At 66.4% G+C, this 25,949-nt stretch carries 22 protein-coding genes; 12 read left to right on the top strand and 10 right to left on the bottom strand.

Annotated elements, in window-relative coordinates:
- Positions 1 to 95 precede the first annotated feature (95 nt).
- Positions 96 to 1,544: an amino acid permease gene (locus tag B5520_RS04300; protein ID WP_079595789.1), complete on the top strand. Its 1,449-nt coding sequence runs from the start codon at positions 96 to 98 to the stop codon at positions 1,542 to 1,544.
- Between the two features lie 169 nt (positions 1,545 to 1,713).
- Positions 1,714 to 2,472, top strand: coding sequence for an IclR family transcriptional regulator (locus B5520_RS04295; RefSeq protein ID WP_079595900.1), 759 nt, complete (start codon positions 1,714 to 1,716; stop codon positions 2,470 to 2,472).
- On the opposite strand, the gene B5520_RS04290 is transcribed toward B5520_RS04295, so the two are convergent.
- From B5520_RS04290 to B5520_RS04280, 3 genes are all read right to left on the bottom strand, one after another.
- Positions 2,469 to 3,236: an IclR family transcriptional regulator gene (locus B5520_RS04290; RefSeq protein WP_079595788.1), complete on the bottom strand. Its 768-nt coding sequence runs from the start codon at positions 3,234 to 3,236 to the stop codon at positions 2,469 to 2,471. The two genes, B5520_RS04295 and B5520_RS04290, sit on opposite strands and share 4 nt — an antisense overlap.
- Positions 3,237 to 3,437: 201 nt before the next feature.
- A complete protein-coding gene (locus B5520_RS04285) occupies positions 3,438 to 4,193 on the bottom strand; it encodes a cyclase family protein (protein ID WP_079595787.1) in 756 nt (251 codons plus the stop codon).
- Positions 4,190 to 4,684 carry a hypothetical protein gene (locus tag B5520_RS04280; RefSeq protein WP_079595786.1) on the bottom strand — a complete coding sequence of 165 codons (495 nt, stop codon included), beginning with the start codon at positions 4,682 to 4,684 and terminating at the stop codon, positions 4,190 to 4,192. The genes B5520_RS04285 and B5520_RS04280 overlap by 4 nt, the downstream gene beginning before the upstream one ends.
- 37 nt (positions 4,685 to 4,721) lie before the next feature.
- On the opposite strand from B5520_RS04280, the gene mmuM reads away from it, so the two are divergent.
- Both mmuM and B5520_RS04270 read left to right on the top strand, forming a co-directional pair.
- Positions 4,722 to 5,705: a homocysteine S-methyltransferase gene (gene mmuM / locus B5520_RS04275; RefSeq protein ID WP_104443433.1), complete on the top strand. Its 984-nt coding sequence runs from the start codon at positions 4,722 to 4,724 to the stop codon at positions 5,703 to 5,705.
- Between the two features lie 117 nt (positions 5,706 to 5,822).
- On the top strand, positions 5,823 to 6,317 hold the full coding sequence (locus B5520_RS04270; RefSeq protein WP_079595784.1) for a hypothetical protein: 495 nt from the start codon (positions 5,823 to 5,825) through the stop codon (positions 6,315 to 6,317).
- 24 nt (positions 6,318 to 6,341) lie between these two features.
- Here B5520_RS04270 and B5520_RS04265 read toward each other — a convergent pair whose 3' ends face one another.
- On the bottom strand, positions 6,342 to 6,893 hold the full coding sequence (locus B5520_RS04265) for a dihydrofolate reductase family protein (protein WP_079595783.1): 552 nt from the start codon (positions 6,891 to 6,893) through the stop codon (positions 6,342 to 6,344).
- Positions 6,894 to 7,119: 226 nt separating this feature from the next.
- On the opposite strand from B5520_RS04265, the gene B5520_RS04260 reads away from it, so the two are divergent.
- On the top strand, positions 7,120 to 7,617 hold the full coding sequence (locus tag B5520_RS04260) for a hypothetical protein (RefSeq protein ID WP_079595782.1): 498 nt from the start codon (positions 7,120 to 7,122) through the stop codon (positions 7,615 to 7,617).
- A 31-nt stretch (positions 7,618 to 7,648) separates the two neighbouring features.
- Here the strand turns inward: B5520_RS04260 and B5520_RS04255 are convergent, their stop codons facing one another.
- From B5520_RS04255 to B5520_RS04240, 4 genes are all read right to left on the bottom strand, one after another.
- Complete coding sequence (locus B5520_RS04255) at positions 7,649 to 8,557, bottom strand: GGDEF domain-containing response regulator (protein WP_079595781.1); 909 nt, start codon at positions 8,555 to 8,557, stop codon at positions 7,649 to 7,651.
- Positions 8,554 to 11,580, bottom strand: coding sequence for a hybrid sensor histidine kinase/response regulator (locus B5520_RS04250; protein WP_254865455.1), 3,027 nt, complete (start codon positions 11,578 to 11,580; stop codon positions 8,554 to 8,556). The genes B5520_RS04255 and B5520_RS04250 overlap by 4 nt, the downstream gene beginning before the upstream one ends.
- A 140-nt stretch (positions 11,581 to 11,720) precedes the next feature.
- Positions 11,721 to 13,922 carry a sensor domain-containing protein gene (locus tag B5520_RS04245; protein ID WP_079595780.1) on the bottom strand — a complete coding sequence of 734 codons (2,202 nt, stop codon included), beginning with the start codon at positions 13,920 to 13,922 and terminating at the stop codon, positions 11,721 to 11,723.
- 174 nt (positions 13,923 to 14,096) lie between these two features.
- Positions 14,097 to 14,366 (bottom strand): GlsB/YeaQ/YmgE family stress response membrane protein, encoded by a 270-nt coding sequence (locus B5520_RS04240; RefSeq protein WP_079595779.1) that lies wholly within the window; start codon positions 14,364 to 14,366, stop codon positions 14,097 to 14,099.
- Positions 14,367 to 14,575: 209 nt separating this feature from the next.
- On the opposite strand from B5520_RS04240, the gene B5520_RS04235 reads away from it, so the two are divergent.
- Positions 14,576 to 15,442 carry an HAD hydrolase family protein gene (locus tag B5520_RS04235; RefSeq protein WP_079595778.1) on the top strand — a complete coding sequence of 289 codons (867 nt, stop codon included), beginning with the start codon at positions 14,576 to 14,578 and terminating at the stop codon, positions 15,440 to 15,442.
- Between the two features lie 10 nt (positions 15,443 to 15,452).
- Here B5520_RS04235 and B5520_RS04230 read toward each other — a convergent pair whose 3' ends face one another.
- Together B5520_RS04230 and B5520_RS04225 are read right to left on the bottom strand one after the other, a co-directional pair.
- Entirely contained in the window at positions 15,453 to 16,832 is a 1,380-nt protein-coding gene (locus tag B5520_RS04230) for a UDP-glucose dehydrogenase family protein (RefSeq protein WP_079595777.1), read from the bottom strand.
- Entirely contained in the window at positions 16,829 to 17,986 is a 1,158-nt protein-coding gene (locus B5520_RS04225) for a glycosyltransferase family 4 protein (RefSeq protein WP_176156761.1), read from the bottom strand. Before B5520_RS04225 ends, B5520_RS04230 begins: the two co-directional genes overlap by 4 nt.
- Positions 17,987 to 18,266: 280 nt before the next feature.
- Here B5520_RS04225 and B5520_RS04220 point away from each other — a divergent pair, with 280 nt between their 5' ends.
- From B5520_RS04220 to B5520_RS04195, 6 genes are all read left to right on the top strand, one after another.
- Positions 18,267 to 19,817: a sugar ABC transporter ATP-binding protein gene (locus tag B5520_RS04220; protein WP_079595776.1), complete on the top strand. Its 1,551-nt coding sequence runs from the start codon at positions 18,267 to 18,269 to the stop codon at positions 19,815 to 19,817.
- Complete coding sequence (locus tag B5520_RS04215) at positions 19,814 to 20,857, top strand: ABC transporter permease (protein WP_079595775.1); 1,044 nt, start codon at positions 19,814 to 19,816, stop codon at positions 20,855 to 20,857. The genes B5520_RS04220 and B5520_RS04215 overlap by 4 nt, the downstream gene beginning before the upstream one ends.
- Complete coding sequence (locus tag B5520_RS04210) at positions 20,850 to 22,007, top strand: ABC transporter permease (RefSeq protein ID WP_254865454.1); 1,158 nt, start codon at positions 20,850 to 20,852, stop codon at positions 22,005 to 22,007. The genes B5520_RS04215 and B5520_RS04210 overlap by 8 nt, the downstream gene beginning before the upstream one ends.
- The gene (gene rhaS / locus B5520_RS04205) at positions 21,997 to 23,055 is read left to right on the top strand and encodes a rhamnose ABC transporter substrate-binding protein (protein WP_079595774.1); all 1,059 of its coding nucleotides are present in this window, start codon (positions 21,997 to 21,999) and stop codon (positions 23,053 to 23,055) included. Before B5520_RS04210 ends, rhaS begins: the two co-directional genes overlap by 11 nt.
- A 132-nt stretch (positions 23,056 to 23,187) precedes the next feature.
- A complete protein-coding gene (locus B5520_RS04200) occupies positions 23,188 to 24,621 on the top strand; it encodes an L-fucose/L-arabinose isomerase family protein (RefSeq protein ID WP_254865453.1) in 1,434 nt (477 codons plus the stop codon).
- Positions 24,622 to 24,778: 157 nt separating this feature from the next.
- A complete protein-coding gene (locus tag B5520_RS04195) occupies positions 24,779 to 25,654 on the top strand; it encodes a PRC and DUF2382 domain-containing protein (RefSeq protein WP_079595772.1) in 876 nt (291 codons plus the stop codon).
- Positions 25,655 to 25,949: the final 295 nt, after the last annotated feature.

Raw genomic sequence — 25,949 nt, 5'->3', positions numbered from 1 at the left:
TTCAGCACTGTCGACGTGCACTTCTTCGTTTCCCGGGGGCGGAACCAAAGGACTGCGCGCGCCCCATCGCACCGACCCCCACCTTGGAGAAGCCCGTGGAACCCTCAGCACCGCTCACGCTGGATGAGCAGTCCGCCGGATCACAACCGGCAACGCAACAACAGGCAGAATCAGGGCTCCGCCGGTCCATGGGGCCGCGCCACCTGGTCATGATTGCCATGGGCGGCGTCATCGGCTCCGGGTTGTTCCTCAGCTCCGGCTACACCATCTCCCAGGCCGGCCCGCTCGGCGCCGTGATCGCCTACCTGGTGGGCGCCTTCGTGGTGTACCTGGTGATGGCCTGCCTGGGTGAACTCGCCATCGCCTACCCGGTGTCCGGCGCGTTCCACATCTACGCCGCGCGCTCCATCGGCCCCGCCACCGGCTTCGCCACCGCCTGGCTGTACTGGCTCTGCTGGGCGGTGGCCATCGGTTCCGAATTCACCGCCTCCGGCCTGCTCATGCAGCGCTGGTTCCCGGACGTGGAGGTCTGGGTCTGGTGCCTCATTTTTGCTGCATTGCTCTTCGGCTTCAACGCCGTGTCCTCCAAGTTCTTCGGCGAGTCCGAGTTCTGGTTCGCCATCGTGAAGGTCGCCGCGATCATCGGGCTCATCGTCCTGGGCGGCGCGGCGCTGTTCGGCTTCCGCCCGCTCAGCGGCGGCGAAAGCCACCCGTTCCTGTTCGAAAACTTCGCCACCGAGGCCGGCCTGTTCCCCAACGGCTTCACAGGCGTCCTGGTCACCGTCCTCGCCGTCTTCTACGCCTTCTCCGGCTCCGAACTCATCGGCGTCGCGGCAGGCGAGACCAAGGACCCGGCCACCAGCATCCCCAAGGCCATGCGCACCACCGTGATCCGGCTGCTCATCTTCTTCGTCGGCGCCATCGCGGTCATCGCCGCCACCATCCCGTACAGCGAGGTGGGCCTGGACGAGAGCCCGTTCGTGACGGTCTTCTCCGCCATCGGCCTCCCGTTCGCCGCCGACATCATGAACTTCGTCATCATCACCGCCCTCCTCTCCGCCGGCAACAGCGGCCTCTTCTCCTGCGCCCGCATGCTCTACTCGCTCGCCGATGAAGGCCATGCACCCCGCGCCTTCAAAAAGCTGACCCGCCGCGGCATCCCGCTGATCGCGCTCTCGGTGAGCATGGTGGGCGGCCTCGCCTCCCTGATCAGCAGCGTGGTTGTCCCGGAAACGGTGTACCTGGTCCTGGTTTCCGTGGCCGGCTTCGCCGTGGTGGGCGTGTGGATGTCCATCACCGCATCGCATTTCTTCCACCGCCGCGCCTTCGCCCGTAACGGCGGCGACGTCTCCGCCCTGGCCTACAAGGCCCCGCTGTTCCCGCTGGTGCCCATCCTGGCGTTCTCGCTCTGCGTCGTCTCCCTGATTGGCATCGCCCTGGACCCCACCCAGGCCGCCGCGCTCTACTTCGGCATCCCCTTTGTGGCCGCCTGCTACATCTGGTTCCACTTCCGGCACGGCCGCAAGGCGCTGCCCGCCAACTAACTGCCTGCGAAGTAGCGGAAGCGGACGACGGCGGCTGCCGGGTAGGTGCGTTGCGCACCTTACCGGACGGTCGCCGTCGTACTTTCCCACGCCTTTTCCGCCTCGCCGTTTGAGAAGGGGTGGCGTGGAAGAATGGGCGGAGGTTTCCAGCCGGGAGGGACAGATAAGCGTGGATTCGTCCGCTGAGGCGTCGTCGATGGCGCAGGGGCTCCGCATTGTGCGGCTGGTGGTGGACCGGGAGAAACGGGGCCGCCAACTGCTGGGCGTTTCGCAGCTGGCCGTAGAGCTGGACATGGAACAAAGCCGCGTCTCCCGGCTGACCCAGGAACTGTGCGATCTCGGGCTGCTGGAGCGCGTGGACCGCGGCCCCTTCCGGACCGGGCAGCGCTTTTTCAGCCTCGCCGCGTCATTGAACACGGGCTGGGTCCGGGAAGCAAAGACAGAACTTGAGGCGCTGGTGGCCGCCCTGGGTCTCCGCGCACGGCTCTCCGTCCGCGACGGATACCGCGTTATCCTGGTGCGCAGTTCCAGCAACGACGCCGTTCCCGGAAGCTTTGTGAAGCCGGGCATGGTGACCCCGGCCTGGTGCACGGGTGCCGGGCGGGCGCTGCTGTGGGACTTTGACCGTCCAGCCCTCGAGTCCCTGCTGGCCGACGTGAACTACATCGGCATCGGCGGGCCGGGCGCTGCCCACTCCACCAGCGAAGTCTGGGACCTGATGGTCCGGGACCGTGCCGGCGGGTTCATTGCGGCCGCCGAAGAATTTGAGCACGAGGTAGTGGAACTCGCCGTGCCCGTCAGGGACGCCGACGGCGCCATCCTGGCCTCGCTCAGCGTGCTGGGAAGCCGGGCCGAGATCGGGCGCGGCGAAGCTGCCGCGGCAGCTGTTCACCAGGCTGCGGACAGGCTCGGAGCCTATCGGGCTTAATCCTGCGGCTGGTATCCGAGCCTTTGTTCCAACCACTCACCCTGCGCCACCAGCGCGGCCGCGCATTCCTCCCGGCGCGGCTCCAGCCGGTCCTTGATGCCCACGATCTGCAGGGCCGCCACCACATCGCCCTTGAAGTCCCGGACGGGGACGGCCAGCGAGTAGAGGCCCGGTTCGGCCTCTTCATCCACGATTGAGTAACCCCGCTCGCGGGCTGCCTCGCGCCGCGCCAGGAAGTCGTCCACGTCGACGGGCGTGTTCGGGCCGTGCTGCACGAAGGCGACATCCGCGAAGACGGTGCGCACCTCTGCCTCCGCCGCCTCCCACAGGACCGCCTGCCCGGCGTCGCTGCAGTAGGCGGGGTAGGGCCTGCCCAACCAGGAGCCCACCAGGTTGCTGCTGGTCGGGACGCTTTCACCGATGGTCACGGTGCTGTCTGCGTGGAGCACCCCGAGGAAGCAGGCCTCATCGGTTTGGCGCGCAAGCGTGTCCAGGGCCATGCCGCCGTCGGACTGTAAACGGCGCTCGGTGAGCAGTTGCGCATCGGTGAGGACGGACCAGTCCAGGCTGTACGTGCGCTGGTTGATGCGGGTGAGAAACCCTTCCTGCTCCGCGCCCCGCAGATAACGCGACACCTGGCTGCGGTCCTTGCCCAGGCCGGCGGCGATGTCGGCCACCGTTCCGCCGGCATGTCCGGCCCCATGGCGGGAACCAACAGCCAGCACAGCCATGATTCCGCGGCCCATGCTGGAGGTTTTTGACATGGAGTTGAGTCTAGTGGAGCGACTTTCCGGGTCCAGCCATCCGCTGGATCACCGGAATCGCCGGAATGCCGCCAGGTCGCCGGAACATTCCGGCGACCTCGATCTGTTCCGGCGACTTCGGCGCGATGACGTGGACCAGCGGCGCTAGGCGCGGTGACGCGGCTTCGGCGGAGCGGAAACGGGAAGGCCGGCAACCGGGTTTCAGCAGATGGCAAACACCCGCGCCGGAAAGCCGCTGCCAGCCTGCGGCTTGGGCCAGCTGGCGACGACGGCCGCGCCCGCTTCCGGCAGCCCGTCCAGGTTGGCCAGCAGTTCAATCTGCCAGCGGTCCTGTTCCAGGACGTAGGTTTCCAGGCTGAAGTCCTGGCGGGAGGTGGCGAGGCCCGGGTCCGTGTCGGTCTGCTCGTGGCCTACCGCCGCAACGGACCGCTTGTTGATCAGGAAGGACAGCACCTCAAGGGACCAGCCGGGGGTGTGGCTCAACCCGTCCTTATCCCGGTTCGCCATGGCGTCGGCGTCCGGCCAGCGGTGGCTCCAGCCGGTGCGCAACGCCACGAAGCTGCCCTCCGGGATGGCCCCGTTCCGGCTTTCCCAGTCCCGCACGTCCTCCAAGGTAGGGGTGGCATCCGGGTCGCCCGCCACCTTGGAGGTGATGTCCAGGACCACCAGCGGAAGGATCATCTCATTCACCGGGATCTCGTCGAGCGTCCGGCCGCCGCGGATGAAATGGGACGGCGGGTCCACGTGGGTTCCCCACTGGCCCACAATCGAATAGCGGTGGGCGGTGAACCCGTCGCCCCGCTCCATGTCGAAGAGGGCTTCCCGTTCTTCATCGGGGAAGGCGGCGAAATGCGGCTGGCCCGGGTGGAAAGCATGCGTCAGGTCGATGAACTGCCTGCCCTCGAGGACGGACTGCAGGCCTTCCCACAGTGAGGTGGTGAGGGTGGAATCCGTCATGATGCTGCACTTCCTTCCGTGGCCGGTGCCAGTGCCGTGCTGGAGACGCTGATGGGTCCGGTCAGTTCAATCACCGGTACCTCCCACGGGTGGATATCAACGATCTGCCGCATAAAGCGCTCGACGGCGGAGTCCTCCAGGGATGCGTCGAAGTACGTGGTGAAAACGAAGGTGGGCGACAAAGTCTGCTCGCCGACGCGCCCCAGGGTGGGGTTGGCGCCCTCCGCTGTGGTGAAGCCCTCGAAGCCAAGGCCCGACTCAAACACGTGCTTGTAGTTGCCGAAATCGCCCAGCTCCCGGAACTGCGTCAGGGCCTGGAGCAGATGGGCGATGCCCGGATCATCGCGGAAGGCACTCGCTTTCCCCTTGGCCAGCTGCGCAAAGGTGGTGCCGCTGATGGGCCAGTGCACGCGCAGCTTGCGTACGGGATGCAGTTGAACGTCCAAGAACCTGTCCTCTTTCCTCCCGCCGGGCTGACGGTTGCCTGCCATCGTGACAGAAAGAAATAATCATTACAAGCATATGAAAATGCGTATTATGACTACTATGCTTTCAACCGCGCCGCTGTCGTCCTTGCTGCACTCCGGGGAGCACGTTCCCGCCGATGGCGCCTTGGCGACCGAACTTGAGTCTCGCGGCTGCAATTTGGACGATCCCCTGTGGTCAGCGAAGGTCCTGCTCGAACAGCCCCACCTGATCCAGGACGTCCACCGCGACTACTTCGCGGCCGGCGCCAGGATTGCCACCACCGCCAGCTACCAGGCCACGCCCCAAGGGTTTGCCCAGCGGGGGATGGGAGAGCAGGAGTCACTGGAGCTCGTGGCGTTGTCCGTACGGCTGGCCAATGAGGCCCGTCGCGAACACCTGTCGGCCAACCCTGATGCCGGACCCTTGCTGGTGGCCGGATCTGTTGGCCCCTACGGCGCGTACCTGGCGGACGGCTCCGAGTACCGCGGCGACTACGTCCTGACGCCGGACGAGTTCAGAAAATTCCACCGCCCCCGGATCGCGGCGCTCGTGGAAGCCGGTGCGGACTTCCTCGCCTGTGAAACGCTCCCCTCCTATGCCGAGGCCAAGGCGCTGCTGGCACTCACGCAGGAATACGACGTCGAATCCTGGTTCTCCTTCTCGCTGCGGGATGGCGCACACATCAGCGACGGAACGCCCCTGGCGGCCGTGGCTGAACTTTTGGACGGGCAGCCGCAGGTTGCGGCGGTCGGCGTGAACTGCGTGCCGCTCCACCTGGTCACCCCCGCGCTCACAGCGCTGCGCGGGGCAACCGACAAACCCCTGGTCGCCTACCCGAACTCCGGCGAAACCTACGATGCCGGTACCAAGACCTGGAGCCCCGCCACACCATCCCGGAGCACCGCCGGGGAGGGGAACCCGGCCGACCTTTCTGAAGGAACCAAAATCTGGCAGGCCTTTGGTGCCCGCATCATCGGCGGCTGCTGCCGGACAACGCCCGGTGATATCGCCGCCGTCGAACGCGTTCTTTCCCCGGCCCGGTAGGCGGGTCGAAGAGCCCCTGCCACGGGCGGCACCTCCACATCCCGGTTAGCTGTTTGGCGAAGGAGGGCAGGGGTACCTGTGCTTCTGTCACCGCTCCCGGAACAAACTGGAGGAACCATGGCCGGATCCCGTGGACAAGTGCTGCTGGCGGCTGCCGCTCGAGGTGCCATGTGTGGCCTCGCCGGTGTGGCCGTGATGACAGCGGGGGAGAAAGTTGAACAGGTCCTGACCAAGCGGCCCAACTCGTACATCCCGGCACGCACGCTCCTCACGCTCCTTGGGCAGCGCCCGGACGATGCGCAGAAGCCCCTGGTCTGGAACCACGTGATGCACTGGGGGACCGGCGCATTGCTCGGTTCCGTGCGGGGGATCTGGGCAGTGACCGGCATCCGCGGGCCGCTGGCGAACACCAAGCACACCGTTGTCCGGCTCGCGTTCGACCAGACGCTTGAAAATGCGACCGGCGCCGGCGCCCCGCCCTCCACCTGGCCGCGGAAGGAACAGGTGGTGGACGTGACGCACAAGGCGCTGTACTCGCTGGCGACTGGACTGGCGGCTGACCGCTGGATCCGGCCGGTCCTGGAATCACGCCGCGGTACCACCAGCCACTGACGGTCTGCAGGACGCTTTCCGCTCCTAACCCTCGAGCCGACTGTAGGTGCTGATGACGTTGCCCTTGCTGGTGCTCCGCTGATCCTGAAGCACCAGCCGGGTGGTCGGGTCGCCGTCCTCGAACAGGCGGCGCCCGTTTCCGGCCACCACGGGGTGGGTCATCAGGGTGAGTTCGTCCAGGAGCCCGGCGAACAGCAGCTGCCGGGTCACGGAGATGCTGCCGCACACGGCGATCTCGCCGCCGTCGCGCTCCTTCAGCTTCGCCACGAACTCCTCCAGCGGGGCGTCCATCAGGCGCGAGTTCTGCCAGTCCAGCGGCTCGGCGAGCGTCCGGGAGGCCACATACTTTTCCACGGGGTTGATGAAGGCCGCGAAGTCTTCGTCCACGGACGCGTTCGGCCAGTAGCCTGCCCACTCCTGGTAGCTCACGCGCCCCAGCACCACGGTGTCCACTGTTTCCATCATCTTGGTGAGGCCTTCGCCCAGTTCGTCGTCGAAGCTGTCGAACTGGAACTTGTAGGGGTCGGACACCACGCCGTCAACGGAATGGAACAGGCCTGCGGTCACTTTGCGCATTCAAAAACCTCCAGAAATCGAGTGGACAAAACCAACCGTAACGGGGCGTCCGGACGGGCGGAAGACGCGCCGAAAAATGTACGACGGCGGCGCGTTCAGTTAGCTTCATCACTCACGGTGGCGTCTTGCGGAGTTTTCGTGATAACCGGCTTCATACTGGTGTTGATGCGGCCACTTTCGGCAGCCGCCGGTGTTCGGCCATTTTGCGCCAGGCAGGAGGAAGTGCATGGAAACCCTGAAAAAGATCGTGAGCAACCAGTATTTTCCCGCCGGCGCCGTCCTGACGGCGGTGATCCTTTTTTGGGCCGTGGGAATGCTGGGCGGGCTGTCCCTCCTCCACAACAACCAGCCGCCGCTGACCACCCTCACCTGGATGTTGTTCGTTTATATGGCCGCCGTCCTCACCCCGATCGCGGGCCTGATGGCCGCCGTCGACCTTTACCGACGCTGGCGCCGCAACCGCGCCGCCGCCGAAAGTGCTGTGGCCGAAAACGCCGCGGCCGAAACAAGTCCGGCAGCTTCAACCGCCAGCACGGAGGCCATCCTGGTCGGCAGCCAGCGGGCGGAAGCGCATGTTCCGGCCGAGGCGGCCGGGACGCGATCCCAGCAGCAGCCCGTTGCAGAGCCGCCCCTTTCTGAGCAGCCCGCGCAGCAGCAGCCCGCACAGCAGAAGCCGGCCCCGAAGAAGCCCATCCAGAAAAAGCAAGGCAAAAAGGCCGCCTGACCCGCCGCCACCCCGGCCTGCGTGCCTGCGGCTACCCGGCCACCTCAACCCGGTTCCGGCCGGCCGCCTTCGCCGCATACAGGGCGGCGTCTGCCTCACCCAGCAGTGTGTCGGCGTCGGCGGGGTGCTGTGCCGAGAAAGTGGAGATTCCCGCGCTAAGCCGCAGCTGGCCGGACGGGTCGCCCACATGCGGGATTCCCAGCTCCCGCACGGCTGCCAGCGTCCGTTCCATCAAAGCCTTCGCCCCGGGAAGGCCTTGTTTGGGCAGCACCAGCAGGAATTCCTCGCCCCCGTACCGGTAAACGCCGTCGCTCGTCCGTGCGTGGCGTGCCAGCGCCGCGGCCACGGCCCGCAACGCAAGGTCCCCCGCCTGATGGCCGTAAATGTCGTTATAGGCCTTGAAGTTGTCCACATCGCACATGGCAAGGCTGTACTCCTCGCCGTAGCGGGCGCTGCGGGCGTGCAGCTGCTCCAAGTCCTCGGCGAGTTTCAGCCGGTTGTGCAGCCCGGTCAGGGGATCAGTCCGCGCCTGCTGCGAGAGTACCTTCCGGTAGTGGGCCAGATCCGCGTGCAGGGTGGTGATCCGCAGGGCCACCAAGAGCCGGGCCCGCAGCACGAACGGGTCAAGCGGCTTGGTCACGTAGTCGTCCGCGCCGGCCTCCAGGCCCGCCAGCACATCGTCCCGGGACCCCTGCGAGGTCAGCAGCACGATGTAGGTGTAAAGGTCCGTCTCCCGCGCCCGGATGGACCGGCACAGCGCCAGCCCGTCCATACCGGGCATCATCCAGTCGGTGACCACCACGTCCGGCTGGTGTTCGCGGAACAGTGCCCACGCCTCGTCACCGTCCGCGGCCGCCAGGCAGTCGTGCCCGGAGCGTTCGACGGCGGCCCTGGCCACCAGCAGTGAGCCCGGATCGTCGTCGGCCACCAGCACTTTCACTTCGGCACCTCCAGCATGGTCTCCAGTTCGGTGTCCACTTGCAGCAGTTCCGATTCCAAGCGGGCGAGAAGATCCGCGGCGCCGCCGCTTGTTCCGCTGCGGCCCACGCCTTCCAGCTCCGCACAGGTAGCGGCGACGGCGCTGGCGCCGATGTTGGCTGCGGATCCTTTCAGGGCGTGGGCGGCCTGCACCAGTGCCGGCCCGCCGCCGCCGTCAATCGCTGTGCGGATCGCCGCGATGCGTCCCGGGGCGTCCTTGCGGAAAGCCTCCGCCGCCGCACGCAGCAGCCCATCACCGGTGCCAAGCTCCCGCAGCATGGCGAGCCGGTCCTGGTCCAGCGCCGGGCGGCTGCTCCCCGCGGTTGCCGGGCGCCCGCCCGTTACGGCCAGCGGCTGGGGGACCTGTTCCGGAACCCAACGCGTCAGTGCCGCCTGCAAGGCCGCGGCATCCACCGGTTTGGCCAGGTAATCGTCCATGCCTGCTGCCAGGCAGCGCTCCCTGTCCCCGTCCAGTGCGCCGGCGGTCATAGCGATGATCGGCAGCCGGTAACCCAGCTCCCGGCCCCGGATCACCCGGGTGGCCTCAAAGCCGTCCATCACGGGCATGTGGCAGTCCATCAGGACGGCGGCATAACGGCAGGCATCGGTGGCGGCAACGGCTTCGGCGCCGTTGGCCACCACGTCCACCGCATACCCGAACTTGCTGACCGTTGCTTTGGCCACCAACTGGTTCACTTCGTTGTCCTCCACCACCAGGATGCGTCCACGGGTAGGTGCGTCCATCGGGTCGGCGGCCCGGGCGAGGTGGCTGGCCCCGCCTGCCGGGAGCGCAGGGTCCCGGGTGGACATCAGGCGGACCAGGCGGTTGTAGAACTCGGAACTGCGGACCGGCTTCATCAGCCACTCGCGCACTCCTGCGCCTGCTATTTCCGCCGGGTCCACCTGCATGGTGGAGGTCAGCATGATGAGCTCGATCCCCGCCAGCCCGCCGTCGGCCTTCATCTGCCGGGCCAGCTCCAGGCCGTCGGTGTCCGGCATGCAGAAGTCCAGCACGGCCAGGTGGAACGGTTCTCCGGCCGCGTTCGCCTCCCGCGCCCTTGCCAGCGCCGAGCCGGCATCCGGCACGGCTTCGGGCTGCATCCGCCAGCCCCGCAGCTGCGATTCGAGCACCAGCCGGTTGGTGGCGTTATCGTCCACCACCAGCACCCGCAGGCCGTTGAGGAAACCCGCGGCCGGCACGGGGTCCGTGGACGGCGGAGCCACCGGAAGCGGCAGCCGGAACCAGAACGTGCTGCCCTCTCCCGGCACGCTCTGCAGGCCCACCTCGCCGTCCATCGCTTCCGTCAGCCGGCGCGAGATAGCCAAGCCCAGGCCGGTCCCGCCGTAGCGGCGCGTGGTGGAGGCATCCGCCTGGGAGAAGGACTGAAAAAGCTTCGGGTGGTGGGCGGGGTCGATGCCGATGCCCGTATCCCGCACCTCGAAGTACACGGCGGCGGTGCTTCCGGGACCCGCGCCGGGGTTCTCCGTCGTCACCCGGATGGCAACCTCGCCGGATGCGGTGAACTTCACCGCGTTGGAGGCAAGGTTCAGCAGGATCTGGCGGATCCGGCCGGAGTCGCCCTCCAGCCGCGCCGGGACCTCCGGCTCGCAGTAGGCGATCAGCTCCAGGTTCTTTGCCAGCGCCGGTTCCGCAAGCAGGCCCGCCACTTCCTCCACCAGGACGCGCGGATCAAAGGGGCGGATATCCAGGTCCACCTTGCCGGCCTCCAGCTTGGAGAAGTCCAGGATGTCGTTGATGAGTGCCAGCAGCGCCTCGCCGGCACCCTTGACGCCCTCGGCGTACTGCTTCTGGGTGTCATCCAGCGGTGTTTCCAGCAGCAGGGCCGTCAAGCCCACCACGCCGTTCATGGGCGTGCGGATCTCGTGGCTCATGGTGGCCAGGAATTCGGACTTGAGCCGGCTTGCTTCCAGGGCCGCTTCACGGGCGGCCTCCAACTCCCGGGTGCGGACCGCCACTTCCTCCTCGAGGCCGCTGGTGAGCCGGATGTTCTCGAAGACGATCAGTACCTGCCGGACCAGCACGCACACCAGCACCGCGACCCCCACCACCAGCAGGAACGGTTCCAGCTCGTAAAGATGCGGCCCGGCGAACATGATCACCGCAACCAGCAGCGGCGCGTAGGGCAGCAGCTCCAGCGCCAGCGTGTAACCCTGCCGGTCCGGCCCGGCGCTCTCCACGGACGGTGCCAGGGGCGACAAGGCGATGAGGAGGAAGGCGATGATCCAACCGAGGGCGAGCGGCGAACCCGTGGCGCCCGTGACACCGTCGAACGTCATCCTCACGTAGATGCTGTCCGTGACGGCGAGGACCAGCAGGCCGCCGCCGAAACACAGCCACGGAAGACGCTCACCCGGCTGGCGCCGCATGGCAAGGACCAGGACCAGGGACGTGATGATCGCGTCCACCACCGGGTAGGCCATCCCGGTGAGGCGCGCCAGCGGGTCACCCACCGAACTGGACGCGGGCCCCAGCGCGGTGTACCAGCTAACCACCAGCACCGCGCCGGCGATGACCGCTGCGTCCATCACCGCCCGGTACAGCGCCACCGGGCTTCCGGCGCGCCTCTTGAAGGAAAACAGCGCGGCGACGGCGGGCACCGAGTACGCGATGAACCCGGCGTCCGCGAGCGACGGGAAGGGATAGACATGGCTGTAGGCGAGGCCATAGTAGGTATAAAGGGCCATGCCCGCGGCCCACACGAAGGCAGCCACGGACATGAACATCCAGGCCCTGGCGTTGACTCCGCCACGCGCGGCAGCACGGGCGCAACTCGTCCCGGCCAGCAGGGAAGCCGCGAGGATGAGGACATCCCCCGTCACCAATGCCGGGGGCGTGCCGCTGTTGGCTGCGAAAAACAGGGCAAGCGCGGCCAGCGCCACGGCAATCAGCAAAGCCGGCAACCCCAGCCGGACCCTCCCGTTACCGATGGCAGGCCGGTGCTCCAAAAGACCGGTGCGAGACACGAAGGTCCCCTTCCCTCCAGCTGCGCCCGGAACCCCAAAAACCTGAGACCGGAGCCCGCCCGAGACCTGGGCGGAGACGCACCCCCATGATATCCCTCACACCCCTCGGCGGGGTGGCCGGCAGGCGCACGTTTGCCCCGCTACCGCGCCTTGAGGGCGTTCAGGGCTTCCTCGGCATGGTGCAGGGCGTGGTCCAGCCTTTCGCCCGGCTCCGGAAGGGAGAAAAGGTATCCCTGCAGGGAATCGCAATCCAGCGCCGTGAGGTAGTCCGCCTGGGCGGCCGTTTCGATGCCTTCGGCGATGACGGCAAGGCCCAGGCTCTGCGCCATGTTGATCATGGAGCTGAGGATGGGCAGCATCTCGTTGCCGGTACGCACCATGGAGACGAAGGTTTTGTCGATCTTTACGGTATCGACGGGCAGGTCCTGCAGCCGACCCAGCGAGGAATAGCCGGTGCCGAAGTCATCCAGGGCCACCCGGGCGCCGGCCTCCCGCAGGGTGCTGAGCTGCTTGATCAGGCTGCAGTCGGCGTCGAAAAATACGCTCTCGGTGACTTCCAGGACCAGCTGGAAGGGTGCCACGCCGGCCGCTTCCGCCAGGCGCAGGACAGTGTCTGCGAAGTCCCGCTCCTGGAGCTGCACACCGGAGACGTTCACGGCGAGGGACCGCGACGGGTCCTCGCTCAGCCAGCCTGCAAGCTGGACCATGCCAGCCGCCATGACTTCCGACCCGATTTCGCTGATCAGGCCGGTCCGCTCAGCGAGCGGGATGAAGACCGACGGCGGCACCCGCTCGCCGCCGCGGTCCCACCGCGCCAGCGCCTCGAACATGACCACCTGGCCCATGCGGTGCGAAACGATGGGCTGATAGTCCACGGTGATCTCGCCATTCGCCACAGCCTGCTGCAGCCCGCTTTCCATATCGGTCCTTTTCACCAAAGCTGTCATCATGTCGGGGTGGAACCGGAGGAAGCGGTTCTTGCCCGCCGCCTTTGCCGCATACATGGCGATGTCCGCCTGGCGAAGGAGTTCGGACGGGCCCACGCTGTCCTGGCCTAGCGACGCGAGCCCCAGGCTGAGGCTGGGCCGCAGCACGGTGCCGTTGATGGTCACGGGTACGTGGAGGCAGCGGACAATGCAGGCGGCGATTTCGTCGGCGTCGGGGCATGCCGTCAGCAGGACCACAAATTCGTCACCGCCCAGCCTGGCCACAACATCTGCGGTGGGGACGCAGCCGCGCAGCCGGCGGGCCACCTCGATCAGCATGTCGTCGCCCGCTTGGTGGCCAAGGATGTCATTGACTTCCTTGAAGTCGTCCAGGTCCAGCAGCAGCACGTCCACCGCCTTCAGCCGCGGCTCCTGCAGGGCCTCGGCCAGCCCGTCATTAAACACGGCCCTGTTGGCCAGGCCGGTCAGCGGATCCTGGAACGCCATGGCGCGGAGCTTCTCTGCCTGGGCAGCCAGGTCAAGCATTGCCTGGTGGGCCTGCTCCTGGGCTTTCCGGCGCGGAGTCACGTCCCGGAAGCTCCAGACCCGGCCCACGATGTTGTCTCCCACCCGCTGCGGCCGCGAGTAGCGTTCGAAGGTGCGGCCGTCCTTGAATTCCAGGACGTCGTGGCTCTCTGCCGCAGGATCGTCCTCCACTTCGGTAAGCCGGGCTATGAACGCCACGGGGTCCGCCACCTGGGCAATGATGAGCCGCATTACGGGATCTTCGCTGTCGCCCTCCAATAATTCCGGCGGGATGTTCCACATGGTGAGGAACTGGTCGTTGAAACCGGCAACGTGTCCGTCTGTGCTCATCACCAGGATGCCGTCCGCCGTGGATTCCAGCGTGGCCGTCAGCAGGGACATTGCCTCCCGCAGGTCGGCGTCCGCAGCCTGGCGGTGTGAAGTACCCCGGACGGACAGGAGCATCCGCGTGCCGGCCGGAACGCCGTCGTACTGCCGTGTCTGTCCTCCCGTCGATTGCGGCGGGACTGAGCCATGCATTGCTTCCTGCGGCCCCTCTGTCGGGAGGAGCGAGCCTGCCACTTCAGCAGAAAATTCGGTGCCGTCGCTGTTTAGGCCGCTAATCTCCCGGGGCGGCGGAAATTCGCCGGGGCTGGCCATGAGCTGCCGGAAGAGTTGGTCCACTTCATCCTTAAAGCCAGCAGCCAGGAGCGTCCGATAGTTGCGGCCTGCCAGCCCTTCCTGCGGTAACCCAAAGAGCCTGGCTGCCGCGGCGTTGGCCACCGTGATGGTGCCGTCCGCTGTCACGGCCAGGAGGGCATCAGGGTTGGCGTCCAGGACCGCCCCGAATGTTCGGACCGCCACCTTATTGCCGTGGCTGGAATCAGCCATAACACCACCCCCCTCGGACATCATAAACGCGAACGCGGAAATTTAGCGGTGCGGGGAGGAATCGGTTTCCAAGGAATTGCCCGGGACGGTGCCCGGCCGTTGCCAGCGGTACGCAGAAACGCCGCCCTCCGGATGGGAGGACGGCGTTTGAGGTTGATGAAATATGAGGTGCTGTTACACCCTGCGGTGGCTGCGGTTGGTGATTGCGCCGTAGACCAGCAGTACGACGATGGAGCCGAGAATGGCCAGCAGCCACGTACGGATATCGAAGAATTCCGCCAGTCCGCCGCCAAAGATCAGCGAACCGATCCAGCCGCCCAGAATGGCGCCGACAACGCCAAGGACCATGGTTACCACCCAGCCTCCGCCCTGACGACCCGGCAGGATTGCCTTCGCGATGGCTCCGGCGATCAGGCCCAAAATGAGAAATCCGAGAATGCCCATGTTGTCACTCCTTAATCAGTAAGTTGTGCCGGGCCCCCATTTCCGGTGTCCTAATTCAATCAGCGTGCTTACTTCTCTGCAAGGCTTTGTTTATTACAGGATGACTGTCACTTCGTCTCAAGGAATGCCGGTCATTTATCGTGCGAACCCGCACAAATGTGCGCCTTCGATAGGATTGGGTGTCCCCGCAGCAGACCAAGGAGCCCGGCATGTCCAGCCAGCAAACCGTCCGGCCACGTGCCATCTTCCTCGACATCGACGGCACGTACGCGGACCACGGGCTGGCACCTGCAGCGCACGTTGAGGCTGTCCGGACAGCACGCGCGCTCGGCCACCTGGTTTTTGTCTGCACCGGGCGGCCGTTGTCCATGGTTCCCGGCCACATCCTCGAAACGGGATTCGACGGCGTCATCACCGGGGCCGGTGCCCGCGTGGAGCTCAACGGCGAGATCCTGAAGGACACCCGCTTTGAGCCGAACCTGGCTGCGCGCCTCGTGGAAACGCTGGATGCCCATAAGGCCGCCTACATACTGGAAGCACCGGAGGCGCTGCATGGCCGCACAGGGGTTGATCAGCGGCTGAGGCAGGTGCTGGGTCCTGTGTTCGCCGGCCGGCCACGGCACGACGGAGTCCTCAGCACTGACGTGGATCCGCTTGAGGACATCCTGGGGCCCATGCAGTACAGCGACGACCTGCGCTCCGCCTCGTTCGCCAAAATTTCCTGCTTCGACTCGCCGGTGCCGCTGGCAGAACTCCTGGACACCTTCGGCCCGGAGGTGGGCCTGATCCCCAGTTCCCTCTCGGCGCTGGGCGACCGCGCCGGCGAGATCTACATGGCCGGCACCCACAAAGCGCTGGGCATCCAGGTGGTGGAAGCCCGTCTCGGGCTGGACCGGGCGGACATCGTGGCCATCGGCGACAGCGCCAATGACATTGAAATGCTGGAGTACGCGGGAATCGGGATTGCCGTTGAAGGCGGACACCCGGACGTGCTGGCTGTCGCTGACAGGTTCACTCCCGGCCCGGCCGGCAATGGTGTGGCACTGGCGTTTGCCGAACTGGGACTCCTGGGCTGACGCGCCAAGGTCAGCGGGAGGCGGCCTCCGCCGGTTGGACCATCGGTGCGCCAGCCGATGTGCCCAGGCCGCGCACCAGCCAGCCTTCAGCCTGCCAGGCAGCGGCGTCCAGCGCGTTGCGCGCATCCAGCACCACCCGCCGTCGGACCAGCGAAGCGGCCGCTGCCGGGGAGAGGCGGCGGTAGTCCTCCCACTCGGTGAGCAGCAGCACCAGTTCGGCCCCCTCGAGGGCGCGCTCGGTGGAGGCTTCGAAGCGCAGCCGCGGGTAGCGCCGCCAGGCATGGTTCACGGCTTTCGGATCCGTCACCGTCACATGCGCGCCGGCGGCAGCCAGCCGGTCTGCCACATCGAGGGCGGGCGAGTCACGGATATCGTCCGTGTCCGGCTTGAACGAGGCGCCGAGGACCGTGACGGAGCGGCCGGCGAGGCTGCCGCCGCAGAGCTCTGCGGCCAGTCCAACCGTCCGGGTGCGCTGTCCCAGGTTCACCGAATCCACCAGCCGCATCCAGTCCTCCACCGCTGTAACGCCATGGTCTGCGGCCTGGCTCCGGAAACTGCGGATGTCCTTGGGCAGGCAGCCGCCGCCGAAGCCCAGCCCGGCGTGCAGGTACCGGCTCCCGATCCGCGGGTCCAGTCCCATCGCCTCGCTGAGTTCCGCAACGTCCGCACCGGAGGCGTCACACAACTCGGCCACGGCATTGATGAAGCTGACCTTGGTGGCCAGGTACGCATTCGCCGCCGACTTGATGAGCTCCGCGGTGGCAAAGTTGCAGACAAGCCGCGGGATCCCTGCCCGGAGCAGGGGCTCGTACACGGCGTCCAGCGCGGCGGTGACCCCAAGCGGCGCTCCCGACGACGGGCCGAAGGCAGCGGCGCGGCCGCCCTCCACGCCATAAACCAGGCGGTCGGGAACCAGTGAGTCCTTCACGGCTGTACCCTGCCGGAGGAACTCCGGGTTCCATCCCAGCCGCACGTCCGGGCGCGTGGACAGCACACCGCGGAGCATCGCCACGGTGCCGACGGGCACCGTGGATTTGCCGACGACGACGGCGCCCGCGGCCAGGTGCGGCAGCAGGGCTTCCGTGGCGGAGACCAGGAAGGTGAGGTCGGCGGCGTCGGACGTTTTGTCCTGCGGGGTGCCCACGCAGAGGAAGTGGACCTGCGCGCCCTTGGCGTCCGCCATGTCGGTGGAGAACCGCAGCCTTCCGCTGGCCCGCCCGTCCTGGAGGAGTTCGTCCAGGCCGGGTTCGTGGAACGGGGCCACACCGCCGCCCAACTGGCTGACCTTGGCCGGATCGACGTCGACGCCCACCACGCTGTGGCCCATGGATGCCAGGGTGGCGGCGTGGACGGCGCCCAGGTAGCCGCAGCCGATGACGGAAATTTTCATTGGATTGCCCCTGCCCGTGAACCCGATCCCTGTGCTGCCGGCCTGTCCGCCATCACGTCCGTATAGTGCCCCACCAACTCGGCGCACAGCGCCGGCCAGGTCCTGTTTTGAACAGATGCATGGGCAGCGGCCGCGAAGGCCCGGCGCTTGGCGTCATCGCCCATGAGGTCCAGCACGCGGGCACGCATTCCTGCAAGGTCGCCGGGTTCGTAGAGCCAGCCCGTCCGCGAGTTTTCGACCAGGTCCAGGGGTCCGCCGCGGCCGGTGGCCACCACGGGGACGCCCGATGCCATGGCTTCCTGGATGGTCTGGCAGAACGTTTCGAACTCGCCCGGGTGGACGAAAAGGTCGAAGGAGGCAACGGTGCGTGCCAGCTCGTCACCGCCCAGGAAACCGGTGAAAACGGCGTCCGGCAGCGCATCTTCCAACGCTGCACGCTGCGGCCCGTCTCCCACGATCACCAGCCTGGCGTCCGGCACTCCGGCCAGGGCGGCCAGGTCCTCAACCTGCTTTTCCACGGCAAGCCTGCCTACATAGCCCATGATCCGCTGACCGCCGGGCGCCACCGCAGCCCGCCACCCGTCGTCGCGCTTTTCCGGTGAGAACCGGGCGGTGTCCACGCCGCGGCGCCACATCTTCACCCGGGGAATGCCGCGGCCGCGCAACTGGTTCAGCGCGAACGTTGAGGGCACCAGGGTGCGGGAGGCAAGCAGATGGATGTTTTCCACCCGGTTCCAGGCCCAGTTCTCCAGGAACGGGACCCCGTACCGGGCGGCATAGCTGGGGACCTCTGTCTGGTAGATGGCCACCGTGGGGATACCCAGCTGGTGGGCCGCCTGGGCCGCCCGCCAGCCGAGGACGAACGGCGACGCCAGATGGACCACGTCCGGTGCGTAGTCGGCAAGGATTCGCTTGACCCGGTACACACCGCCCATCGCCACGCGAACGTTCGTGTATCCCGCCAGCGGGACGGCGGGAAGCCGGTGGATGTGTGCGCCCTTGACCTGGTCCGGCGCCTCCCCGTCCTGCGTGGACGGTGCAATGACCAGGACGTCGTCGCCCCGTTCCTGCAGGTGGTCAAGCACCCGCAGGATGGAATGCGTCACCCCGTTCATCAGTGGCAGGAATGATTCAGCAACAATTGCGATCCTCACCCCTCCACGCTGGGCGCCGGGCCTGACACGGCGGGGGAGAAGGCGTTACCCCGAGGGAAAGGTTGGGTGAACAGGAAGGGCGCCGCCTGGGCGTGCCAGGCCGGCCAAGGGCCCGGGCGGAACTGCCGCGGATGCCGCCCCAGCACAGATCGGTTACGAATGCCTGCACCGGCCCCTGATTCTATTGACGGCGCTGGTGGGCGGTCTTATGATTCAAACCACATAGGAGTTCTGAAACGATTCATTCCAAGCTCGTAAACCTCGAAGGCGCGGTTACTCTATGCAGCAAACTCCGAATGCACATGCGGTTCCCGGATCTGGGGAACGGCCGCAGGAGACAGTGCTTTCGCTGACCCACGCCGCCAAGACATTCGGCCCGGTGGTCGCACTGGCGGACGGCACCATTGAAATCCAGGCCGGGGAAATCCACGCCCTAGTGGGGGAAAACGGTGCCGGCAAATCCACGCTGGTGAAGATCCTCGCCGGCCTCCACCACCCGGACTCCGGGGACTTCCGGCTCAGCGGGGAGCCTGTCCATTTCCGGAACGTGGCCGAGAGCAAGGCAGCCGGAATATCGGTCATCTACCAGGAGCCCACGCTGTTCCCGGACCTGACGGTCGCGGAAAACATCTTCATCGGCCGGCAGCCGAAAGGGCGCTCGCGGCTCATCAGCCGCAGCGAGATGAGGCGCCAGGCCGCGGAACTGTTCAGGCGGCTGGGGGTCCCCATCGATCCGTCCCGGGTGGCAGAGGGACTCTCCATCGCGGACCAGCAGATCATCGAAATCGCAAAAGCCATTTCCCTCGATGCGAAAGTCCTAGTGATGGATGAGCCCACCGCCGCGCTCAGTGGGGTGGAAGTGGACAGGCTCTTCGCCGTGGCCCGCGCCCTGCGGGACAAGGGGACCGGAATCCTGTTCATCTCGCACCGCTTCGACGAGGTATTTGACCTCTGCGACCGGATCACCGTCATGCGGGATGGCCGGTACATCGCCACCCACCGCACCGCCGACGTCACGGTTGAACGGATTGTCCGCGAGATGGTGGGCCGCGACATCGCCACGCTGTTTCCCAAGGCGGAGGCGGAGATCGGCCACACGGTGCTTAAGGTCGAGGGGCTCAGCAGTGCCGGGGTTTTCCGCGACATCAGCTTCGAGGTCCGCGCCGGCGAAATTGTCGCCCTGGCCGGACTGGTGGGGGCAGGCCGCACCGAAGTTGCCCGCGCCGTGTTCGGGATCGACCCCTACGATTCGGGGCGGATCGAAGTGGAGGGCAAACCCTTGAAGGCGCGCGATCCGCAGGCTGCCATCGCGGCCGGCCTCGGGTTTGTCCCGGAGGACCGCCGCAAGCAGGGGCTGGTGATGAACCTGTCGGTGGCCCGCAACGTCACCCTGACGCTTCGGGAAAAATTCCTGACGGCGGGACTCATCAACGGTGCCAAAGAGCGCCGCGCTGCCCAGGAGTGGAGCAAGCGCCTGCAGGTCAAGGCCGGTTCCCAGGAGCACGCCGTCTCCACCCTCTCCGGCGGGAACCAGCAAAAGGTGGTGCTCGCCAAGTGGCTGGCGACGGACCCCCGGCTGCTGATCATCGACGAACCCACGCGTGGCATCGACGTCGGCACCAAGAGCGAAGTCCACCGGCTCATCTCAGACCTGGCGGTGCGGGGGATCGCCATCCTGATGATCTCGTCCGAACTGCCCGAGGTCCTGGGCATGGCGGACCGGGTCCTCGTCATGCGCGAGGGCCGCATCACAGCCCACCTGGACCGTGCTGCCGCCGATCCCGAATCCGTTATGCATGCCGCAACATCATCCACGGGAGTGACGGAATGAGCTCCACCATCGACCACCGGGAACCGGACACGACGGCGGTGCGCGCCGGCGGAGGCGCGCTTGGCTCCGTGCTGCGGCTGCGTGAGCTTCCCGTCCTGATTGCGCTGGCCCTGCTGGTGCTGATCACGTACCTGAATAACCCGCTGTTCCTGTCGCCGCAGGGGGTCAAGGACCTCCTGTTGAACGCGACCATCATCATGATCCTCGCGGCCGGACAAACCCTGCTCATCATCACGCGGAACATCGACCTCTCGGTGGGCTCCATGCTGGGGCTCGTCGCGTTCGGCACGGGGTCCATTTTTGCGGCGATGCCGGACCTGCCCATCTTCGCCGTCCTCGTCGTCGGGATGGCCTTCGGTGCGTTGCTCGGATCCATCAACGGGCTGCTGGTGACCGTGGCCAAGGTACCGGCGCTGGTCATCACCCTCGGCACGCTCTACGTGTTCCGGGGCCTCAACAACGCCTGGGCCGGGGGCAAACAGTACTTCGCCGGAGACCGGCCGGAAGCCTTCGGTGCCCTGTCCGTGGACACCGTGCTCGGATTCCCCATCATCACCCTGCTGGCCATCGCGGTGGTGGTAGCGGTGGCGGTCTACATGGCCGGGACGCGCCCCGGCAGGGACCTGTACGCCATCGGCTCGGACCCCGACGCTGCCACGGTCTTCGGCATCAAGGTATCCAAGCGGGTGTTCCTGGCGTTCCTTGCCAACGGCGCGCTCGCCGGCCTGGCCGGAGTGCTCTACGCCAGCCGCTTCAACTCAGTGGGGGCAACCACCGGAACCGGCATGGAACTGGACGTCGTTGCGGCGGCGGTGGTGGGCGGCGTCGCCATCTTCGGCGGCAGCGGAACCGTTGCCGGAGCCGCCCTGGGTGCACTGCTCCTGACCACCATCACCAGCTCCCTCACCGCCTTGCGGGTCGACAAGTTCTGGCAGCAGGCGATTGTGGGCATCCTCATCCTCACCGCCATCATCATCGACCGCCTGGCCAGCCTTCGGACAGCGAAGAAACTGCGGATAAGCGAGGCACGCAATGTCTGAAACCACCACCCCCAGGAGCAAACCGGCGCCGGCCGCGGCGGTCGCAGACAGCACCAAACCGCTTGCGGACGAGCCGAAGGGCAGGACAGGGGCAGCCCGGATCCTGGCCAGCCGCGACGCCATCACCATCTACGCCCTCCTGGCATTCCTGGTCTACGCAGCCATCACCATCCCACGGTTCGCCTCCCCGGTCACCACCGGCTTCCTGCTCCTGGATGTCATACCTGTGCTGCTCATCGCGATGCCCATGACGCTGATCATCATCACGGGTGAGATCGACCTTTCGGTGGCCAGTACCGCCGGGCTGACCAGCGCCCTGATGGGTGTCCTGTGGGCGGGCGGGATGGACATCTGGCTGGTGCTCGCCATCTGCCTGCTCGCAGGAACGGCAGCAGGCATGTTCAACGGATTCCTGATCGCCGTCCTGGGCCTGCCGTCACTGGCAGTCACCATCGGAACCCTGGCCCTGTTCCGTGGACTCGCCCTCGTGGTGATCGGCGACAACGCCGTGGCCAACTTCCCAAAGGAACTGACCGCCTTCTTCACCTCCAAGCTGGGCGGGACGGGCATCCCGACGGTGATGATCGGCGTCGTCCTTGTCATGCTGTTTTTCGGCATCCTGCTGCACTTCACGCCCTTCGGACGCGGTCTCTACGCGATGGGTTACAGCAAGGAAGCCGCCACGTTCGTGGGCATCAAGGTGGCACGCAGCAAGTTCTGGCTGTACGTGGCATCGGGCGTGGTTGCATCCCTGGCCGGAATCTATTGGACGCTGCGGTACACGAGCGCACGCAGCGACAACGCCTCCGGCCTGGAACTCGCCGTGATCGCCGCCGTCCTCCTGGGCGGCGTGTCCATCTTCGGCGGCAAGGGGACCATTCCCGGTGTCATCGCCGGCGTCCTGCTGATCGGCACCCTCAACTACGCCCTGCGCCTGGGACGCGTGTCCGACGTCGTCCTGATCACCGTGACCGGACTGCTGCTCATCGCTTCCGTGGTGGCTCCCAGTATTGGGTCGGGCATCAAGGAGTGGCGGCACACCCGGCGGGTCCGCCGCAGCTTTTCCCGGGACACCGGCGGAGGCAGCACAGCCCCTCACCGCGTCCAAAAAACCGACCGCACCAAGGAGAAGGAAAACAATGATGTTTAACCGCAAAAACACCGGACTCGGCGGGCGCATGGTCCCGCTGGTCACCCTGACCGCTGCGGCAGCGCTGGCCCTGACAGGGTGCGCCGGCGGTGGGGGGACCCAGGGGGAGACCTCCGCCCCCGTCGAGGAGCAGAAGATCACGTTCATCCCCAAGCAGTTGAACAACCCGTATACGGACGTTGTCCTCGGCGGCGGCAAGAAGGGATCGGAGGAAGCAGGATTTGCGTCCTCGCAGGTGGTGGGCCCGCTTGAAGCGTCTGCCTCCAGCCAGGTGTCCTTCATCAACGCCGAAACCCAGGCGGGGACGAACGTCATCGTCATCGCCGCCAATGATCCCGACGCCGTGTGCACCGCCCTCGGCGAGGCACGGTCCGCGGGTGCCAAGATTGTGGCGTTCGACTCCGACGCGAACCCCGATTGCCGCGACGTCTTCATCAGCCAGGTCGTGGCCAAGGAGGTGGCGCTCATCCAGACCAAGCTGATCGCGGAGCAGATCGGCGGATCCGGCGAAATCGCCATCCTGTCCGCCACCGCTAACGCCACCAACCAGAACGAGTGGATCAAGTTCATGGAGGAGGACCTCAACACCAACCCGGCCTACAAGGACATCAAGCTGGTGGCCAAGGTCTACGGCGATGACGACGACACCAAGTCCTTCCAGGAAGCCCAGGGCCTGCTGCAGGCCCACCCGAACCTGAAGGGCATCATCTCGCCCACCACCGTGGGCATTGCCGCCACGGCCCGCTACCTCTCCACGTCGGCCTACAAGGGCAAGGTGGCACTGACGGGCCTGGGCCTGCCCAATGAAATGCGGCCGTTCGTCAAGGACGGAACCGTGACGGAATTCGCACTGTGGGATCCGGCCCAGCTCGGCTACGTGGCTGCCTTTGCCGGCAAGGCACTGGTGGAAGGAAAGATCACCGGAGCCGCAGGGGACACCTTCACGGCAGGCGAACTGGGAGACCGCACGGTTGAGGAAGGCGGACTGGTCATCGTGGGCCCGCCGACCGTTTTCAACAAGGACAACATCGACCAGTACGACTTCTAGCGCCGAACGGGGTCCATTCCGGGCCGGTTGGCCCGGTGTGGACCCCTGCGGTTGCATCGACTGTTTTTCCGCTGAACATTCCGAGCCGGAAGGCCGTGCACGTTGGCAGCTACGAACCGCTCAGCAGAGTTATTGACGCCCCACCGGCGCCGGCCCACCCGGATCGGTCTGGTCTCAGGGGGACTGGGAGCCTACTGGCCGCAGTTCCCCGGGCTCCTGCCGCAACTGCAGGAATCGGCCCGCTACGTCACCGGCAGGCTGAGGGAACTGGACGCCGACGTGGTCGACGCCGGCTTTATCTCCGACGCGCCCGAAGCCGCCAGGGCAGGGGAAAAGCTGAGGGTGGCCGACTGCGACCTGATTGTCATCTTCCTGGCCACCTACCTCACCTCCTCCATGGTCCTTCCCATCGCCCAGCGCGCAGGCACCCCGGTGCTGGTCATCGATCTCCAGCCGACGGAGGCAATGGACCACGCGAATTTCGGCACCGGACAATGGCTTGCCTATTGCGGACAGTGCCCGGTGCCCGAGGTCGCCAACGTGTTCCGCCGCGCCGGGATCGAGTTCCGCTCCGTCTCGGGGCACCTGAAACAGGAAGCAGCCTGGGACCGGATCAACCAGTGGGTGCACGCCGCCGGTGTCCGTGCGCGGCTCCGGAATGCCCGGCACGGCCTGATGGGGCACCTCTACCCGGGCATGCTTGACGTCTCCACGGACCTGACGGGCGTTTTAACCACGTTCGGTTCACACGTGGAAGTCCTGGAATTTGATGACCTGCGCGAACGGGTGAACGCGGTGACCGCCGCGGAAGTCTCGGAGCGCCTTGACCTGGCCCGGAGCCTGTTTGTGCTTGATGAGTCCGTCAACGACGACGATTTCGCCTGGGGTGCCAGGGTTTCTGTTGGGCTGGACCGGCTGGTGGAGGACTTTGACCTGGACTCCGTGGCCTACTACCACCGTGGGCTGGCCGGGGAGCAGCACGAGCGGCTGGGGGCGGGCATGATCCTGGGCTCCTCCATCCTCACGGCCCGCGGAATCCCGATGGCGGGGGAGTACGAGCTGCGGACCTCGATCGCCATGCTGGCAGCGCAAGCCATCGGAGCCGGCGGTTCGTTCACCGAGATCCAGGCGCTCAACTTCTTTGACGGGGTGGTGGAGATGGGGCACGACGGCCCGGCACACCTGGCCGTCTCCGCCAGGGAGCCTCTCCTGCGCGGGCTGGGCACCTACCACGGCAAGCGCGGCTGGGGCGTTTCGGTCGAATTCGACGTCCGGCAGGGCCCGGTCACCACCTTTGGCCTCGGCCAGGACCCGGACGGCACCTACGTCTTCGTCACCTCGGAAGGCGAAGTAGTCCCGGGACCGCTCCTGGAAATCGGAAACACCACCTCCCGGGTACATTTCGGCGGCGACCCGGGACTCTGGGTTGACCGGTGGAGCCAGACCGGTATAGGCCATCACTGGGCCCTCTGCCTGGGCCACCGGGCCGCTGATTTCGGCGCCGCTGCCTCGCTTCTCGGCATTGAGCACAGGCATGTTTCCCTGCAATCGGAGAAAATTTACTAAGTAGGCTTTCCTTTTGATGCTAAGCATGCTTAGGGTGTAGGGGCAGCGAACATAAAGCCTCAAGCAGCCGGGGCAGAGGCCGTGTGCCGGGGACTCCCCGGCGCCGGTCAACTCCATTGCTGCCGACCCAGTGCACCGACACATCCAAGGAGACGTCATGCTCAACAGGGAAAACATTGAAGACCTGCTCAACAGGAACGGCAACGTCGTCGGCTCAGATGGCGAGAAGATCGGCTCCATCGGTCAGCTCTACGCGGACGACGACACCGGTGAGCCCACATGGGTCACCGTCAAGACGGGGCTTTTCGGCACTTCCCAGTCCTTCGTTCCCGTCGAAGGCGCGCACAGCCAGGGCGATGACCTGGTGGTGCCTTACACCAAGGAACACGTCAAGGACGCACCGCGGGTAGACGTGGACGGCCACCTCACCCCTGAGGAAGAGGACCGCCTCTACACCTACTACGACCGCGGAGCCCGTACCTACTCGGATGCCCGGGAAGATGTGGATCTGCAGGGCGACGCCGACCTCAACGCCGGCACCCCCACCACGGGTATTGACCGCGATCGTGACCTCGATCGTGACACGACCTCCCGCGGCACCGTCGGCCACGACACGTCCGGGCCCAACACTGACGACGCGATGACCCGTTCCGAGGAACGGCTGCACGTCGGCACCGAACGCGAGGCCACCGGCCGGGTCCGGCTGCGCAAGTACGTCACCACGGAGAACGTCACCAAGACGGTGCCCGTGCAGCGCGAAGAGGTCCGCCTGGAGCGCGAACCCATTACCGACGCCAACCGCGGCGCAGCGATGTCCGGACCGGACATCAGCGAAGAGGAGCACGAGGTGACCCTCCACGAGGAGCGCCCCGTGGTGCAGAAGGAAGCCGTTCCGGTGGAGCGGGTCCGCCTCGACAAGGACGTGGTCCAGGACGACGTCACGGTCAACGAGGAAGTCCGCAAGGAACGCATTGAAGCGGACGGCATCGACGACGACCGGCGGCGCGGCATCGACGATGACCGCCGGATCTGACCCAGTACTGAATGGTGTCCTGATGCGCTGACAGCGGAAGCCGCAGACGGACCGGTGGCCAGCCGCCGCCCAGAGCAGACAACGCCGGGAGCTACTTGGAGGCTCCCGGCGTTGCTGTGCGTGCAGACATTAAAAACGCTGGTGCAGCCGTGCCGAAGCGGCGACTGCACCAGCCAGTAGGACGAATATCTTCAGAACTTATTGTTCATCTCTCATTCGCGGCTCCTGTTTCCCGGCTTACGGATTCCGGGCCCCTTGCCGGCCCTGCTCTCCGCTGAGGGGCCAGCCACAATCC

The organism is Arthrobacter sp. P2b, from assembly GCF_900168295.1.
In the GTDB taxonomy this organism is placed as follows: domain Bacteria; phylum Actinomycetota; class Actinomycetes; order Actinomycetales; family Micrococcaceae; genus Arthrobacter.
The sequence above is the reverse complement of the archived record's forward strand: the minus strand, read 5'-3'. Positions and strand labels throughout refer to the sequence as shown.

Bases quoted from the DNA above. Each gene is read 5' to 3' on its own strand.
- B5520_RS04245 (WP_079595780.1), bottom strand. From the start codon at position 13,922: ATGGCTGATTCCAGCCACGGCAATAAGGTGGCGGTCCGAACATTCGGG.
- B5520_RS04210 (WP_254865454.1), top strand. From the start codon at position 20,850: ATGTCTGAAACCACCACCCCCAGGAGCAAACCGGCGCCGGCCGCGGCG.
- B5520_RS04280 (WP_079595786.1), bottom strand. From the start codon at position 4,684: ATGGCAGGCAACCGTCAGCCCGGCGGGAGGAAAGAGGACAGGTTCTTG.
- rhaS (WP_079595774.1), top strand. From the start codon at position 21,997: ATGATGTTTAACCGCAAAAACACCGGACTCGGCGGGCGCATGGTCCCG.
- B5520_RS04285 (WP_079595787.1), bottom strand. From the start codon at position 4,193: ATGACGGATTCCACCCTCACCACCTCACTGTGGGAAGGCCTGCAGTCC.
- B5520_RS04240 (WP_079595779.1), bottom strand. From the start codon at position 14,366: ATGGGCATTCTCGGATTTCTCATTTTGGGCCTGATCGCCGGAGCCATC.
- B5520_RS04260 (WP_079595782.1), top strand. From the start codon at position 7,120: ATGGAAACCCTGAAAAAGATCGTGAGCAACCAGTATTTTCCCGCCGGC.
- B5520_RS04265 (WP_079595783.1), bottom strand. From the start codon at position 6,893: ATGCGCAAAGTGACCGCAGGCCTGTTCCATTCCGTTGACGGCGTGGTG.
- mmuM (WP_104443433.1), top strand. From the start codon at position 4,722: ATGCGTATTATGACTACTATGCTTTCAACCGCGCCGCTGTCGTCCTTG.
- B5520_RS04270 (WP_079595784.1), top strand. From the start codon at position 5,823: ATGGCCGGATCCCGTGGACAAGTGCTGCTGGCGGCTGCCGCTCGAGGT.
- B5520_RS04220 (WP_079595776.1), top strand. From the start codon at position 18,267: ATGCAGCAAACTCCGAATGCACATGCGGTTCCCGGATCTGGGGAACGG.
- B5520_RS04290 (WP_079595788.1), bottom strand. From the start codon at position 3,236: ATGTCAAAAACCTCCAGCATGGGCCGCGGAATCATGGCTGTGCTGGCT.
- B5520_RS04230 (WP_079595777.1), bottom strand. From the start codon at position 16,832: ATGAAAATTTCCGTCATCGGCTGCGGCTACCTGGGCGCCGTCCACGCC.
- B5520_RS04195 (WP_079595772.1), top strand. From the start codon at position 24,779: ATGCTCAACAGGGAAAACATTGAAGACCTGCTCAACAGGAACGGCAAC.
- B5520_RS04235 (WP_079595778.1), top strand. From the start codon at position 14,576: ATGTCCAGCCAGCAAACCGTCCGGCCACGTGCCATCTTCCTCGACATC.
- B5520_RS04215 (WP_079595775.1), top strand. From the start codon at position 19,814: ATGAGCTCCACCATCGACCACCGGGAACCGGACACGACGGCGGTGCGC.